This window comes from uncultured Pseudoramibacter sp. (genome assembly GCF_903789625.1).
Classification (GTDB): domain Bacteria; phylum Bacillota; class Clostridia; order Eubacteriales; family Eubacteriaceae; genus Pseudoramibacter; species Pseudoramibacter fermentans.
In genome coordinates this window covers 150554-164029 of record NZ_CAIFFF010000001.1, presented here as the reverse complement: position 1 = coordinate 164029, position 13476 = coordinate 150554, and the positions used below count along the sequence as shown (strand labels likewise).

Annotated in this window: 15 protein-coding genes; 6 read left to right on the top strand and 9 right to left on the bottom strand. The window is 58.0% G+C overall.

Translation table 11 applies throughout. From position 1 onward, the window contains the following. Nucleotides 1–6: 6 nt before the first annotated feature. The 4 genes from ptsP to dnaX form a co-directional block, all read right to left on the bottom strand. On the bottom strand, nt 7–1743 hold the full coding sequence (gene ptsP / locus QZX60_RS00775; RefSeq protein ID WP_295360297.1) for a phosphoenolpyruvate--protein phosphotransferase: 1737 nt from the start codon (nt 1741–1743) through the stop codon (nt 7–9). 33 nt (nt 1744–1776) lie between these two features. Further along, the gene (gene recR / locus QZX60_RS00770; protein WP_295360294.1) at nt 1777–2376 is read right to left on the bottom strand and encodes a recombination mediator RecR; all 600 of its coding nucleotides are present in this window, start codon (nt 2374–2376) and stop codon (nt 1777–1779) included. Then, nucleotides 2377–2718, bottom strand: a complete 342-nt coding sequence (locus tag QZX60_RS00765) for a YbaB/EbfC family nucleoid-associated protein (RefSeq protein WP_295360496.1) — start codon at nt 2716–2718, stop codon at nt 2377–2379. 85 nt (nt 2719–2803) lie between these two features. After that, entirely contained in the window at nt 2804–4468 is a 1665-nt protein-coding gene (dnaX, locus tag QZX60_RS00760; protein ID WP_295360291.1) for a DNA polymerase III subunit gamma/tau, read from the bottom strand. Between the two features lie 163 nt (nt 4469–4631). Here dnaX and QZX60_RS00755 point away from each other — a divergent pair, with 163 nt between their 5' ends. Further along, a complete protein-coding gene (locus QZX60_RS00755; RefSeq protein WP_295360288.1) occupies nt 4632–5528 on the top strand; it encodes a DMT family transporter in 897 nt (298 codons plus the stop codon). Between the two features lie 18 nt (nt 5529–5546). Here QZX60_RS00755 and QZX60_RS00750 read toward each other — a convergent pair whose 3' ends face one another. Continuing rightward, complete coding sequence (locus QZX60_RS00750; RefSeq protein ID WP_295360286.1) at nt 5547–6092, bottom strand: flavin reductase family protein; 546 nt, start codon at nt 6090–6092, stop codon at nt 5547–5549. Nucleotides 6093–6282: 190 nt separating this feature from the next. Here QZX60_RS00750 and QZX60_RS00745 point away from each other — a divergent pair, with 190 nt between their 5' ends. Genes QZX60_RS00745 through QZX60_RS00730 form a run of 4 tightly spaced genes read left to right on the top strand, consistent with a single transcriptional unit; the run spans nt 6283 to nt 9074 of the window. Continuing rightward, nucleotides 6283–6705 (top strand): helix-turn-helix transcriptional regulator, encoded by a 423-nt coding sequence (locus QZX60_RS00745; protein ID WP_295360284.1) that lies wholly within the window; start codon nt 6283–6285, stop codon nt 6703–6705. Next, complete coding sequence (locus QZX60_RS00740; RefSeq protein WP_295360281.1) at nt 6698–7225, top strand: ImmA/IrrE family metallo-endopeptidase; 528 nt, start codon at nt 6698–6700, stop codon at nt 7223–7225. The genes QZX60_RS00745 and QZX60_RS00740 overlap by 8 nt, the downstream gene beginning before the upstream one ends. Before the next feature lie 38 nt (nt 7226–7263). Then, on the top strand, nt 7264–8637 hold the full coding sequence (locus QZX60_RS00735; RefSeq protein WP_295360279.1) for a DNA methylase: 1374 nt from the start codon (nt 7264–7266) through the stop codon (nt 8635–8637). Then, nucleotides 8634–9074 (top strand): hypothetical protein, encoded by a 441-nt coding sequence (locus QZX60_RS00730; RefSeq protein WP_295360277.1) that lies wholly within the window; start codon nt 8634–8636, stop codon nt 9072–9074. The genes QZX60_RS00735 and QZX60_RS00730 overlap by 4 nt, the downstream gene beginning before the upstream one ends. A gap of 9 nt (nt 9075–9083) precedes the next feature. Here QZX60_RS00730 and QZX60_RS00725 read toward each other — a convergent pair whose 3' ends face one another. Beyond that, nucleotides 9084–9476: a zinc ribbon domain-containing protein gene (locus QZX60_RS00725; RefSeq protein ID WP_295360274.1), complete on the bottom strand. Its 393-nt coding sequence runs from the start codon at nt 9474–9476 to the stop codon at nt 9084–9086. Nucleotides 9477–9634: 158 nt separating this feature from the next. Here QZX60_RS00725 and gpmA point away from each other — a divergent pair, with 158 nt between their 5' ends. Then, nucleotides 9635–10381 (top strand): 2,3-diphosphoglycerate-dependent phosphoglycerate mutase, encoded by a 747-nt coding sequence (gene gpmA / locus QZX60_RS00720; protein ID WP_363174698.1) that lies wholly within the window; start codon nt 9635–9637, stop codon nt 10379–10381. Between the two features lie 49 nt (nt 10382–10430). On the opposite strand, the gene QZX60_RS00715 is transcribed toward gpmA, so the two are convergent. The 3 genes from QZX60_RS00715 to QZX60_RS00705 form a co-directional block, all read right to left on the bottom strand. Continuing rightward, entirely contained in the window at nt 10431–11777 is a 1347-nt protein-coding gene (locus QZX60_RS00715; protein ID WP_295360269.1) for a Na+/H+ antiporter NhaC family protein, read from the bottom strand. Further along, nucleotides 11774–12862, bottom strand: a complete 1089-nt coding sequence (locus tag QZX60_RS00710; RefSeq protein ID WP_295360266.1) for an FAD:protein FMN transferase — start codon at nt 12860–12862, stop codon at nt 11774–11776. Before QZX60_RS00710 ends, QZX60_RS00715 begins: the two co-directional genes overlap by 4 nt. 109 nt (nt 12863–12971) lie before the next feature. Continuing rightward, on the bottom strand, nt 12972–13451 hold the full coding sequence (locus QZX60_RS00705) for a DUF1810 domain-containing protein (protein WP_295360263.1): 480 nt from the start codon (nt 13449–13451) through the stop codon (nt 12972–12974). Nucleotides 13452–13476 lie beyond the last annotated feature (25 nt).

The following is a 13476-nucleotide window of genomic DNA, read 5'->3' as shown; positions in this document are numbered from 1 at the left end:
TTCACATTACATGGTCTGGATGCCAAGTTCCTTCAGCGTATCCTGAACGTACTGGCGGATTTCCGCGCCAGTCTGCATCGTCATCGCCTTGTCAGCGACGGCCTTTGCCTGTTCGAAGCTGACAGAACGGATAATCTTCTTCACCTGCGGAATGGACGACGCGCTCATCGAGAATTCGTCGAGTCCAAGCCCGAGCAGAATCAGCGCCGCCACCGGATCGCCAGCCATTTCGCCGCACATCCCGGTGAATTTCCCCGGCTTGTTGTGAGACTGGGTGATGACATTTTTCACCAGCCGCAGGATTGCCGGGTGCAGCGGATCGTACAGGTAAGAGACGTTCTGGTTCATGCGGTCCACCGCCAGGGTGTACTGGCACAAATCGTTGGTCCCGATGGAGAAGAAGTCGACTTCGTCGGCGATGATATCCGCGGTAATCGCCGCAGACGGAATTTCCACCATGATCCCCGTTTCGAGGTTGTGATCGTAATCGACGCCTTCTGCGTCCAGCTCCTGCATGCATTCCTTGAGAATGGCCTTGGCCTGGCGCACTTCGCCGACGTTGCCGATCATCGGGAACATGACGCGGGTCTTGCCAAAGGCTGAGGCTCTCAGAATCGCCCTAAGCTGCGTCTTGAACATGTCCGGCTTGGAGAGGCACAGACGGATAGCTCTGAGCCCCAGGAACGGGTTCATTTCTTCTTCTAACGGCAGGTACGGCAGTTTTTTGTCGCCGCCGATATCCAGGGTTCTAATGATGACGCCTTCGCCGTCCTTGAATTGTTCGATGACGGTTTTGTACGCGGCGAACTGCTTGTCTTCCGTCGGCATGTCGTCGGAATTCATATATAAGAATTCACTGCGGTACAGGCCGACGCCCTTGCCGCCGTTGCGGACGACCCCTTCGACATCCTTTGGGCTGCCGATGTTGGCCACGACTTTGACCTTGTGGCCATCTGTGGTTTCCGCGTCCTGATCCTTGAGTTCAGCCAATTCGGCCATGTAGGCTTCGAAGGCCTTTTGTTTTTCTTTGTATTCGGCCAGTTCTTCGTCGGTCGGGTCGACGATCGCTTCACCGGTGCTGCCGTCGACGATGATGATTTCACCGGTCTTCGCCGTCTTGGTAATGTCCTGAAGGCCGAGGATCGCCGGGATTTCCAAGCTTCTGGCCATGATCGCGGTATGGGAGGTGCGGCTGCCGATGTCGGTCGCAAAGCCCTTGACGTGGACCTTGTCCATCGTCGCCGTGTCAGACGGTGCCAGGTCTTCCGCGACGATGACGGCGTCTTCGTCCAGATGGGAAATATCCATAATTTCGATGCCCATCAGATTGCGCAGCAGCCGGTCGCCGACATCCTGGATGTCCGCGGCACGCCCTTTAAAATACGGGTCGTCCATCGCGTCAAACATCGCGTAGAACTGATCGACGACGGCTTTCGTCGCCGCTTCCGCGTTGATTTTGTCGTTTTCGACCGCCTGGGTGATCGCACCGACAAATTCAGGGTCTTCGAGGAACATGCTGTGGGCGTCGAAAATCGCCGCTTCTTCCTCGCTCATTTCGCTGGCGGTTTTTTCCTTCAGCGTATTGAGCTGATCCTTGCTCTTTGCCACTGCGGCGTTAAAGCGGTCCAGTTCCGCCTGAACGTCGTCAATCGACTGCTGAACCACCGTCAGTTCCTGCTTGACGTAAACGATCGCCCGGGCGATGGCAATCCCCGGCGACGCGTTAATTCCTTTTTTCAACATCGTGTAAACCTCCCTCAATTGTTCAATTATTCGTTATATCTGTTTGCGGCCTTCAAAGGCCTTGATCAATGTCACTTCATCCGTGTATTCCACATCAGCGCCGATGGGAATGCCCTTTGCCAGCCGGGTCACCTGAATGCCCGCCGGCGTAATCAAATTGCTTAAATAAACCGCGGTGGCTTCGCCCTCCGGCGTCGGATTGGTCGCCATGATCACTTCCTTCACCGCTTGGTCGTTGAGCCGCTTGATCAGCTCCCGCGCCCGAATATCCTGAGGACCGACGCCCTCCAGCGGCGAAATGACGCCGTGCAGCACGTGATACAGGCCGTTGTACTCGCGGGTGCGCTCAATCGCGTAGACATCGCGGGTGTGCTCGACCACGCAGATCACTGAGCGGTCCCGGTTTGGATCAGAACAAATGTCGCAGGTGTCCTTATCCGTAATGGAAAAGCAGACCGGACACAGATGCACCTTGTCCTTGACTGCGACCAGGGCGTCCGCCAATGCGGTGATGTCGTCCTTCGGAGCGTCAATCAGGTGAAAGGCCAGCCGCTGTGCCGTCTTTTCGCCGATGCCCGGCAGCTTCGTCAGCTCGCCGACCAGCCGGTCGATCGATTCTGGATAAACACTCAATCAGGACAACCCCGGAATGTTGATGCCTTGGGTCAGTTGCCCCATCTGATCGCTGGTCAGGGCGTCGACCTGTGTGCCCGCTTCGTTGACCGCTGCGACGATCAGGTCTTCGAGCATTTCGATATCGTCTTCGTCGATGACGTCCGGATCGATGTGCACGGCTTTGACGCGCTTCGCGCCGTCCATTGTCACGGTCACGGCGCCGCCGCCGGCGGTTCCCTGAACTTCCTGTTCTTCAAGATTCGCCTGGGCCTGGGCCATTTCGCTCTGCATTTTCTGGAGCTGCTTCATCATATTTTTCTGATTCATCTTGCCGCCGCCCCGTGGCGCACGTCTTTTCATTTTTCCCATTGATTTCTCCTTTGATGTTCCTTTTCATTATACCATGTTTATGTTCAAGACTTCATCATTTTTTGTAAATATTCTTTTATTTGCGGACGATGGGCACATTGCCGACGATCGCCGCCGTCTTTTCAGCGAGGCTCATCTCACTAAAGTTTTTTTTTACACTTTTGATTGTCAGCTGAACCTTCCGGCCAACGATGTCGCCCGCCAGCTTTTCAAGCTTCGCCTGGGAGCGGGTGCACCGGTCACAGGCCATCCTGTCGCCGCTGTCCTCGAAAAAGCACAATTCGAAATGATCCGCGTCCTTTTGGATCAGCCGCCCCTTTTCGAACATCTTGCCGTCCAGCGGCGCCTTCTTTTTCAAGGCCGCGGTCATTTTTTTCTTGAGGGTCTGGGCGTCGGCGCCGCCTTGTTTCGGCGCGGCTGCCGGTTTTGCCTGTCGGGGTGCCGCCTGAGCCTTCGGAGCCGCGGCAGCATTTTGTTTTGGGCACGCTTCCGGGGCCGGCGCCGCTGTCTGAACAGCGGGCTTCTGCGGTGCGGCCGGCGTCACCTTCGGTTGAGGGCTCGGGGCCGGTTTTACCGCCGGCTGACGCGGCGGCGCAGTATCAACTGTCCTTTTAACCGCTGGCGCTGGATCCGCCGCGCGGCGTGTCTGCGCGGTACACAGCTTCAGCACCGTCATTTCCAACACGATTTCCGCCACGTCGTTGTACTTGAGCTTTTCTTTGGCGTCGATTAAAACGTCCATGATATCGAACAGCTGGCCGCCGCCCGTCAGCTGGGCCGTCGCCAGAAGCGTGTCGTAATCGCCCTGTCCGATGCCGAGAATGGCCATCGCGGTTTCGCCGGTGGTCTGGACGATAAGGGCTTGATGCACGGCGTCAATCATCTGGTCGAGAATCAACGCCGCGTCCCGCCCGCGCGCCTTCAGCGTCTTGAGCAGGGTCAGCGCCGACGCCGCGTCCTGCTCCGCAATGTGGGCGATGAGCTGGCGAATCGTCTGCTGGTCGGCCATGCCGAGGAAATCCAAAACCTGACTGTAAGTGATCGGCCGGCCGTCTTCCCGCAGGTCGATGACCTGGTCGAGGATGCTCAACGCGTCGCGCATCGAGTGATCTCCGCGGGCCGCGATAAACTGCAGCGCTTCCGGCTCGACCTGAACGTCGAGATCCTCTAAGATTTCGGCCATTCTGTCGACAATGGCTTCCTGGCTGATCGGCCGGATGTCGAAGCGCTGGCAGCGCGAGAGAATGGTCATCGGCAGCTTGTTGGGCTCGGTCGTCGCGAGAATGAAGACGACGTGTGCCGGCGGCTCTTCAAGGGTTTTGAGCAACGCGTTGAAGGCCTCCCGGGTCAGCATGTGGACTTCGTCGATGATGTAGACCTTGTAGCGCCCGAGGGTCGGCGGGTATTTGACCTTTTCCCGAATGTCCCGGATTTCGTCGACGCCGCGGTTGGAGGCCGCGTCGATTTCGATGATGTCCATGACGCCGGGCTGTTCGATTTCCCGGCAGGTTTCGCAGACGTTGCACGGATTGCCGTCCTGATTGTTCGGGCAGTTGATCGCCCGGGCAAAAATTTTGGCAATCGTCGTCTTGCCCGTCCCCCGGATGCCGGTGAGCAGGTAGGCGTGGCCAATTCGGCCGCTCGTAATCTGGTTCTTCAATATCCGAATGGCCACTTCCTGGCCGACCACTTCGTCGAATGATTTGGGCCGGTATTTCCGGTACAACGCCATGTACGCCATCGCTCGTCTCCTTCTTCTCTAAAATCACAATCTCGATGTGACCATTATAGCCTTTTTAGCCGCAGTTTTAAAGCCGTCATTTGCCTTTTGAAAACGAAAATCGTTGTGATATAATAACGACACTGCTCTAAATTTGTAACTTATTTTGGATTCTGGAGGTCTTATGTCAAAGCTCACTCAAAAGCACCCGCATCTGCTGCCGCAGCTGGCCCTTTTCGCCGCGGCCATCATCTGGGGCTCGTCCTTCTTTTTGATGAAACGCGTCGTCGCCGTCTTTCCCACCTTTTACCTATTGGCGCTGCGCTTCACCATCGCCACGGCGCTGTTGTCCCTCATCTTCCGCAAGCGGGTGGCCAAGCTCAAGCCTGCCGATTTAAAGGCGGGTTTCGTCATCGCCGCGACCTTCTGTCTGGCCTACGCCTTCCAGACGATCGGCCTGAAGGGCACGACGCCGGCCAAGAACTCCTTCCTGTCCGCCACCTACTGCGTCTTTGTTCCATTTTTGTCCTGGGCCATCGAAAAAATCCGCCCGGACCGCGCCAACATCGTCGCCGTTTTCCTGTGCATTCTCGGCGTCGGCCTCGTCAGCCTGACGCGCCAGTTCACGGTCAGCTGGGGCGACGGCCTGACTTTGGTCTGCGGGGTATTTTTCGCGCTGAACATCATCGCCTCCGCCCACTACAGCCAGACCATCGACGTCACCCTGATCACGATCATGCAGTTCGCCTTCGCGGCTATCTTCTGTTGGATCTGCGCCTTCTTCACCGAAACTTGGCCCGCCCACATTCCGGCGTCCTGCCTCGGCGAGCTGATTTACTTGGCGCTGTTCGCCTCCGGCTTGGCCTACCTCTGCCAGAATTTCGGCCTCAAGCACGAAAACACGACTTCGGCCTCGATCATTCTCTGTCTCGAGGCCGTGTTTGGCGTATTGTTCTCCGTCCTTTTCTACGGCGAACGCCTGACGCCGCGGCTGCTCACCGGCTTCGCCGTGATCTTCATCTCCGTCCTGATCTCCGAGCTCAAGCCCCAATGGCTGAACAAAAAAAGATCCGCTGAGTAAATTCAGCGGATTTTTTTATTAGTCTTCGATGATGTACGCGTCGACGATTTCGCCGTAATACGCGATGTGGGCGTCTTTGTTCGCGCCGCAGACCATGCTGTCCTTGTCCGGCGGGTAGAAGCCGTCGAATTGAGAATCGATGACGTCAAGTTCCTGGCGCTGTCTGAAGACGATCCGGCATTCCAGGGTCAGCGGTAGTTCCTTCACGGCCGGCGCGTCCACTTTTTCGCCGTCGACGAGAGTCAAGCCGGTGTCGGCAATTTTGTCGACGTCGCGCCCGGAGCAGGAGCCGCAGCGGCCGACGATCTTCCGGACATCGGCGGTGCGTGCCGTCGGAATGTTCACGGTAAAGACCGGGTTCTTGTCCAGCTGACCGCGGGTGAAACGGCCTTCGCGGATGTAGGCGGCAAACACCGGCTTGCCCCATTCGATCCCGAGGGTCCCCCAGCCAATCGTCATCGTGTCGACTTTGTCGGCCGTCTTCGTCGTCAGCAAAATGCCCTTGGGCAGCTCTTCCACGATTTTGCCGGCGATATCTTTAAGTTCAACAGGTTTTCTGTTCATGCTATCCTCCAAAAATTTTTCTTTATTTTTATAATCTAGGCGCATTATATGGAAACAAGCCCAAATTTTTCTTAAGACTTTTTTCGTCTACCCCCTTGACAGATGCGGTCCGATGCGTGTAGAATAAGTGCAACTAAATTGCATTATGCAATTCAATTGCACTACTATTTACACGAATTGAGGCGATGAAATGAAATTTGGAGAAAAACTGAAAAAAATGCGGCACCGCGCCGCCATGACCCAGGCCGAAGCGGCCGAAGGCGCCGGCATTTCCAGACGCACCTACATTGGCTACGAACAGGAAGGCCGCTACCCGAGAAACCGGGACATCTACCGCCGCCTGGCCAAAACCCTGAACTGTTCCCTGAACTACCTGCTGACCGAGGACGAGGTCTTCGTCGAGGAATCGGCCAGACGCTACGGCAGCCGGGGCAAGCGCCAGGCCGAAGAACTGGTTGCCGAGCTCTCCGGCTTGTTCGCCGGCGGCGAGCTTTCGGAACGGGACAAGGACGCGGTGATGATCGCGCTGCAGAAGGCCTATTTCGACTGCAAAGAAGACAATCGAAAATACGGCAGAAGGCGGCGGGGTCGGAAGGTAGAAGACGATGATTGATTCCTCCGGCATCTACCGGCGCGCCCAGCATTTTATCCGCCAGTACGGCAACCGCCGCCTGGAGCTGATCATTCAAAAGCTCGGCATCCGGCTCTACGAAGTGCCCGATCTCGACGAGCTCCTCGGCATGTACACCGTGCGCTGGCGCCACCGCATCATTTTGATCAACCCCTCCCTCTCGGAGGATCTGCGTCGGATGGTCCTCGCCCACGAGCTGGGCCACGACCAGCTCCACCGCGCTCTGGCTAAAGGAGAAGCCCTCAGCGAAAATTCCCTGTTTGACACAGTGGACCACACCGAGTACGAGGCCAATGCCTTCGCGGCGCACCTGCTTTTAGATCAGGATCAGGTCTACGAGCTCGCCCGGGACGGCCGGGACGTCGTCGAAATGGCCAAAATCATGCGCACCGACGTCAACCTCGTGCTGATCAAGCTTCAGGAAATGACCCGCCTGGGCTGGGACCTGCGGGTGCCGCTCGTGCCCAACGCCCGGTTTTTCGCGAATATGGACTGCTCCTGACAATATTCATTCATTGATATTCATTATGGAGGAAAAGGATGAAACCCGCCTATCTCTGCATCGATCTCAAATCCTTTTACGCGTCTGTGGAATGTGTGCAGCGGGGCCTCGACCCGCTGAAGGCCCGCCTTGTCGTCGCCGACGAGACCCGGACGGACAAGACCATCTGCCTCGCCGTCTCTCCAGCGCTGAAGGCCCTCGGCGTCAGCAGCCGGCCGCGGCTGTTTGAGGTCAAGCAGCAGATCGCCTATGTAGAGAAAAAGCTCGGCCGGAAAATTCCTTTTCTCATCGCGCCGCCGCAGATGCGCCGCTACGTCGAGGTGTCCTCGCAGATTTACGGCATCTACCTGAGGACCCTGTCGCCGACGGATATCCACGTCTACTCCATCGACGAGGTCTTCATCGACGCGGCCCCTTACTTAAAGACATTGGCGATGAACCCCCGGGAGCTGGCCGAGCATTTGATTCAAAACGTCTACGACGCAACGGGCATCACCGCCACCGCCGGCATCGGCACCAACCTGTACCTCGCCAAAATCGCGATGGACATTGTCGCCAAGCACCTCGCAGGCGACGCCAAGGGCATGCGCATCGCCGAGCTCGACGAGCGCGCCTACTGCCAGACCCTCTGGGACCACAAGCCCCTCACCGATTTCTGGCGCATCGGCCCGGGCATCTCGAAAAAGCTGGCCCGATACCGCATGACGACGATGGGCGATATCGCTGAGATGTCCAGAAACAACGAGGAGCTGCTCTACCAGCTGTTCGGCGTCGACGCCCAGATTTTGATCGACCACGCCTGGGGGATTGAGCCCTGCACGATGGCCGACATCAAGGCCTACTGCCCGCGGGACCACTCCCTGGGCTCCGGCCAGGTGCTGCCCAAGCCCTACCCTCACAAGGACGCGGCCTTGATCGTCCGGGAAATGGCCGACCAGCTGGCCCTCGCCCTCGTCGAAAAGAGGCTCGTGACCCCATCTGTCACGCTGCACGTCGGCTTCGACCACACCGCTCTCGACGGCGGCCATTACTGCGGCCTGATCCACATCGACCATTACGGCCGAAAGGTGCCCAAAAGCGCCCACGGCAGCGTCGACCTCGGCGGCCCGACAGCGCTGACCTCCAAAATCGTTCCGGGCGTTCTGCGTCTGTTCGAGCAGATTGCCGACCCCGACCTGCCGGTGCGCCGGATCACGCTAACCGCCAACCGCGTGATCCCGAAGGCGTCGGCTGTCGTGCAGTGCAATTTCTGGGACGACCCCGCCGGCGAAAAGCGGGAGCACGCACTGCAGCAGGCCTTTGTCGCGGTCCGGAAGCGCTACGGCAAAAACGCGCTGTTCCGCGGGATGGACCTGCTCGAAAACGCCAGAACCCTGACCCGCAACGAAGAGATTGGAGGCCACCGCGCATGAACCGAAAACAGCTGATGCGCCAGGGCGCGCCTCGGCACGAGGGCGACGCCTTCAGCCGCCGCCACCCGCCGATGTCCACGGCAAACCGCGCCAAAATTTTCGCGCCCTTCGCGGCGCTGACCACCTACGACGCAGCCCTGAGGACCCGCGAGGCCGTCCACGCGGCCGCCCCCTGTCCGGAGCTCTCCGACGACGCGGCCGAAGCCCTGGGCACCGCCCTCAAGACGCTTTTTGAGCGGCTGAGCGCCCATCCGTCAGACGGCGTCCCCGCCGCGCTGGCCTACTTCGAGCCCTTCGCCGGGGAGACCGGCTACGTCCGGCACCGCCGGGGCCGGATCCTTTCGGCCAACCTAAAAAAGCGCACCCTGACGTTGACCTGTCAGAATGCGCCGCAGCCAATCGCTTTCGCCCATTTGCTCGAGCTGCATTTCCTTTAATCTTCAAATTTAATCTTCAAACCGGCGGCCGCATTTTGGACAGTAGGCGAAGTCCTCGTCCGTTTCGTACCCGCAGAAGGCGCAGCGGTGCCGCGGCCCCCGGCGGAAGCCGCCGCCGTCTGATCCGACCATTTCATGAAGATCCTCAGGCCGAATGGTGACGTCCTCGCCCCGCGCGATGCGCCGGCCGACCTCCGGATCGAGGGCGTAAACCGCGCCGCAGCAGCGCATCCGGACGAAATACTGCCGGTGCCATTTGAAGCACGGAATGAAAAACAAAAGCAGCTGGGTGTAGGTCATCCACACCTCGTAGGCGGTGAACTGCCCGCACCGCGGACAGACGCCCGTCTGGTGGTAAGGCAGTGCCTTCTGCCCATCGGTGACGCCGATCATTAAAAACATAGGTCCTCCTTTTAAATGCTTACAATTTGAGGGGCAGCAGCGCTGAACCCGCTGTCGTTTCTTCTTGACGAAAACTTTCCCTTTGGCTACAATAACAACAAAAGATAGTTTAATCGCTGAATTTTATATTTTATGAATGAGAGGTAATATCCATGACGATGAAATTGGTTCTTCTGCGCCACGGCCAGAGCGAATACAACAAGGAAAACAAATTCTGCGGCTGGCACGATGCTGAACTGTCCGATCAGGGCCGCCAGGAAGCGGCAGACGCCGGCAAGGCACTCAAGGAAGCCGGATTTGATTTCGATGTCTGCTACACATCTTATCTGAAACGCGCCATCCACACTCTGGATCTCGCACTGACAAGCCTGGACCGCTGCTGGCTGCCGGTTTACAAAACCTGGCGCTTAAACGAACGCCACTACGGCGCACTGCAGGGCCTCAACAAGAGCGACACTGCCGCGAAATACGGTGAAGATCAGGTGAAGATCTGGCGCCGTTCCTTCGCTACCACCCCACCGCTTTTGAAGGAAGACGATCCGAGAAATCCAGCCCTTCAGGAACAGTACCGCAGCGTCCCAAAGGAAGACCTGCCGCTGGGCGAAAGCTTAAAGCTGACCATCGACCGCGTCATGCCTTACTACAACGAAACCATCCTGCCGCAGATGCTCGCCGGCAAACGCGTGCTGATCGCCGCACACGGCAACTCCCTGCGCGCCCTCGCGATGTCGCTTGAAGGCATGAGCGAAGACGAAATCCTCGGCTTCAACATCCCGACCGGTGTGCCGTTGGTTTACACCCTCGACGACGAAGGCAAATTCATTTCCAAGGAATACATCGGCGATCCTGACGTCATCGCTGCAAAAATCAACGCGGTCGCCAATCAGGGCAAAGCCAAAAAATAATCGCGTTAAAAAATCAATACGAAGATCCAAATCGGATCTTCGTATTTTTTTACGCCTGTTTGGCCGCTCGGCCCCTGCCGGTGAAGACGATCGAGAGCACGACGCAGACCATCAGGAAGAACGGGTAATACAGATACGGAATGATGGCGACGCTGGAAAGGCCGGAAAGGCCTGCCGCAATCAACAGCTGCGCCCCGTAGGGAATGATGCCCTGGAAAATACACGAGCAAGTATCGAGAAGGGACGCCGTCACCCGCGGATCGACGCCGTATTCCTCTGAGATGTGCTTCGCAATCGGCGCGGCGACGACGATGGCCACCGTGTTGTTGGCCGTCGCGATGTCCATCAGTCCGGTCAAAAGGGCGATGCCGAACATGCCGCCCCGCCGGCCGTTGAAATGATTGCGGATCCACTGCAGGATCGCCTCAAACCCGCCGTACTCGCGCATCAGCGCCGCAATGGACGCGACGAGAATCGTGACGATCATCGTCTCGAACATGCCGCTCGTCCCGGTGCCCATCGCCGAGAAAGCTTTGACGTAGGTCAGGGTGCCGCAGCAGGCGCCGGCGATGAGAAAGAGCACGATCCCCGCCCCGAGGACGACGAACACGTTGACGCCGAGCAGGGCCGCAACCAGCACCGCGAAATAGGGCAGCGCCAGCCCGACCCGGAAGGGATAATGGCCGAGGCTGCTCGGCGCGCCGCGGAAGGTCAGAAGCGCCGTAATGACCAGTGTCGCAATGGCCGCCGGCAGCGCAATTTTGAAGTTCACCTTGAATTTATCCTTCATCTCGACGCCTTGGGTCTGAGTCGCCGCGATCGTCGTGTCCGAAATGAAGGACAGGTTGTCGCCGAACATCGCGCCGCCGACCACGGTGCCGACGCAGACCGCCAAATCCAATCCCGCGGTGTGGGCCACCGACGCCGCGATGGGAACCAGCACGGTGATCGTCCCGACGCTTGTCCCCATGGCCATCGAAATCAGACAGGCGATGACGAAGAGCCCCGGCACAGCAAAACGCGCCGGCACAATGTTGAGCAGCATGTTCGCGGTGGACGTCACGCCGCCCGCCGCCTGCGCGATGCCGCTGAAGGCCCCCGCCAGCAGAAAGATGAACAGCATGATCGTGATGTTGTCGTCGCCGATGCCCTGGGCGCAGACGTGGATCTTTTCGCTGAAGGGCAGCTTCGGATTCTGAATGAAGGCGACAATCAGCGCGATGCCAAAGGCCACGACAACCGACATGATGTAAAAGCCCATCTTCCCCCTGATCGGGTGGATGTACTCAAAATAGATGCCGCTGCCCAAATACAAAACTAAGAAAACGAGAATCGGCAGCAGGGCCAACCCGTTGGCCTTCGGTTTTTCCCGTCCACTCTCCTCTAATAAACTCATGCTTTCCCCCTTTTGATGGTTTTCATCGTGTACCGCATGGATTCGACCTGCCCCTTGAGGCCCGAGGTCACCCACAGCGTGTTGTCGTCGTCCAGCAGAATCATCTCGAAATCTTTTGCGTGATTTTTCCAATAGGCGATGGCCTTCTTCTTGCCCAACACGAACATCGCCGTGGACAGGGCGTCGGCCGTCGTGCCGTCCTTGCAGACGATGGTCACTGATTTGATGCCGCCGTTTGCCGGGTACCCAGTCTTCGGATCGAGAATGTGGTGATATTTTTTCCCGTCCTTGCCGGTGATGTAGCGCTCGTAGCCGCCGGAGGTCACCACCGCGCGGCCCTCTGTCAGCGTGAGCACCCCCATGGTCCGGCTGGTCTTGTTCGGATCGGTCAGGCCGATGGTCCAGGGCGAGCCGTCCGGCTTTTTCCCGAAGACCTGGACGTTGCCGCCGAGCTCAATGTTGCCCGCCGTCACGCCGTCCTTTTTCATCAGATCGACGATGCGCTGAGAGGTGTAGCCCTTCGCGATACCACCGAAATCGATCTGCGTTCCCGCCGGCAGGCTCAGACGCTTCGTCTTCGCGTCGTAGCTGAGCTTGTCCGCGCCGACGTTGGCGAGGGTCTGGGTGATGGCCGACGACGTCGGAATGTCCCGCTTCTTGTCCTGGTCGAGCTCGCCGGACTCGCTGTACACCTCGGTGAATCCCCACAGCTTCATCAACGGGTAAACCGTAATGTCGAAGGCGCCGCCGGTGGAACGGTAAACCGAGAGGGATTTTTGGAGCAGCGTGTCGAGATCCGAGGAGACGGTGCCGCCTCCGGCGGTATTGAGCTTACTGACCTCGCTCGTGTCCGAGCCCACCGAGAGCAGCTTGTCCAGCCGATTGATTTCCTTTTCGCCGTCGTCGAGCCCCTTCTCGGCGTTTTTGCCGTAGGCCTTCAAATTCATGACGGTCGTCATCGCGATGACCTGGCGGCTGACCGGTTCGCTCGACGTGCCGAAGCTCGTGCCGCAGCCGGTCAGCGCCAAAAGCGCCGCCAACAGCACCGCCGTCATCCCTAATTGTTTGTGTCGTTTCTTTCTCATCGTTCCATCCGTTTTGATTGATTTTAATTTTGACCTTAAAAAAGCTTCCGGCCTCCCCCGCGCTGTACGCATCAGAAACCAGAAGCAGAACGCTTTGTGATCCGTTAAATTACACTTTATCCTTTTCTTCCTGAGCTTCCTCTGCCTCCTGTTCGGCTTCGAGCTCAGGGTCTTCGTCTTGCTTAATGCCTAAAATGTCAATGGTCTGCTGATCCATCTCGCCGCCGTAATATTTGTCGAGCACCTGTTGAAACACGCCGATGCTCGGTTCAGTCAGATGGAACAGCGTCATCGATGAACGCAGTTTCAAATCGTCAGGAAAGCCCATCACCTGTCTGGCGTCGTCGGTGTCGAGCTTCAACAGCGCCTCTGAAATTTCAATCAGATGGGCGCGCAGCACCGGCTGCTCCAGATAAGCCTTCGCCTCCGCCATGTCGGCGATGGCGTAAAACTGAGATTTGGCGCTGAAACCAAGCCCCGCGATCTGCGGAAAGATGTACCACATCCAATGGCTTTGCTTGCGCCCCGCCTGAATTTCCTTCAGCGCGGTCGGGTAATCCCGTTCCTGTGCCGTTAAAAAACGATTCATCGGCAATGCCATGTTGTTCACCTCT

Coding starts and splice junctions, on each gene's coding strand:
- QZX60_RS00735 (WP_295360279.1), top strand. CDS start 7,264: ATGAAACCCGCCTATCTCTGCATCGATCTCAAATCCTTTTACGCGTCT.
- ptsP (WP_295360297.1), bottom strand. CDS start 1,743: ATGTTGAAAAAAGGAATTAACGCGTCGCCGGGGATTGCCATCGCCCGG.
- QZX60_RS00745 (WP_295360284.1), top strand. CDS start 6,283: ATGAAATTTGGAGAAAAACTGAAAAAAATGCGGCACCGCGCCGCCATG.
- QZX60_RS00710 (WP_295360266.1), bottom strand. CDS start 12,862: ATGAGAAAGAAACGACACAAACAATTAGGGATGACGGCGGTGCTGTTG.
- QZX60_RS00755 (WP_295360288.1), top strand. CDS start 4,632: ATGTCAAAGCTCACTCAAAAGCACCCGCATCTGCTGCCGCAGCTGGCC.
- QZX60_RS00750 (WP_295360286.1), bottom strand. CDS start 6,092: ATGAACAGAAAACCTGTTGAACTTAAAGATATCGCCGGCAAAATCGTG.
- QZX60_RS00705 (WP_295360263.1), bottom strand. CDS start 13,451: ATGAATCGTTTTTTAACGGCACAGGAACGGGATTACCCGACCGCGCTG.
- QZX60_RS00725 (WP_295360274.1), bottom strand. CDS start 9,476: ATGTTTTTAATGATCGGCGTCACCGATGGGCAGAAGGCACTGCCTTAC.
- QZX60_RS00765 (WP_295360496.1), bottom strand. CDS start 2,718: ATGAAAAGACGTGCGCCACGGGGCGGCGGCAAGATGAATCAGAAAAAT.
- dnaX (WP_295360291.1), bottom strand. CDS start 4,468: ATGGCGTACATGGCGTTGTACCGGAAATACCGGCCCAAATCATTCGAC.
- QZX60_RS00730 (WP_295360277.1), top strand. CDS start 8,634: ATGAACCGAAAACAGCTGATGCGCCAGGGCGCGCCTCGGCACGAGGGC.
- gpmA (WP_363174698.1), top strand. CDS start 9,635: ATGAAATTGGTTCTTCTGCGCCACGGCCAGAGCGAATACAACAAGGAA.
- QZX60_RS00715 (WP_295360269.1), bottom strand. CDS start 11,777: ATGAGTTTATTAGAGGAGAGTGGACGGGAAAAACCGAAGGCCAACGGG.
- QZX60_RS00740 (WP_295360281.1), top strand. CDS start 6,698: ATGATTGATTCCTCCGGCATCTACCGGCGCGCCCAGCATTTTATCCGC.